Below are 572 nucleotides of genomic sequence, written 5' to 3' on the forward strand. Positions count from 1 at the left end.
GGCGCCTATTCCTATGCCCTTCTGTCGAGCTATTTCGGCCTGTCCTTCTGGTTGCTCCTGCCGCTTTCCGGCATCCTGGCCGCGCTCTGGGGCGTCATTCTCGGCTTCCCGGTGCTGCGTCTGCGCGGCGACTATCTCGCCATCGTCACGCTCGCCTTCGGTGAAATCATCCGCCTCGTGCTGATCAACTGGACCGACGTGACCAAGGGAACCTTCGGTATCTCAAGCATTCCAAAGGCGACGCTCTTCGGCATTCCCTTCGATGCGACGGCCGGCGGCTTTGCTAAACTCTTTAACCTGCCGATCTCCTCGGCCTATTACAAAATCTTCCTGTTCTATTTGATCCTGGCGCTCTGCATGCTGACGGCCTATGTCACCATCCGGCTGCGCCGCATGCCGATCGGACGCGCCTGGGAAGCTTTGTGTGAAGACGAGATCGCCTGCCGTTCGCTCGGCATCAACACGGTGACGACCAAGCTCACCGCCTTTGCGACGGGCGCGATGTTTGCCGGTTTCGCCGGCTCGTTCTTCGCCGCCCGCCAGGGCTTCGTCTCGCCGGAATCCTTCGTCTT

At 60.5% G+C, this 572-nt stretch carries 1 pseudogene; it reads left to right on the forward strand.

Features of this window, described 5'->3' with window-relative positions:
* A pseudogene (locus EOD29_RS30620) lies at positions 1–572 on the forward strand (branched-chain amino acid ABC transporter permease); the annotation flags it as partial.

Origin of the sequence: Mesorhizobium sp. M1A.T.Ca.IN.004.03.1.1 (genome assembly GCF_003997555.1) — a bacterium.
Classification (GTDB): domain Bacteria; phylum Pseudomonadota; class Alphaproteobacteria; order Rhizobiales; family Rhizobiaceae; genus Mesorhizobium.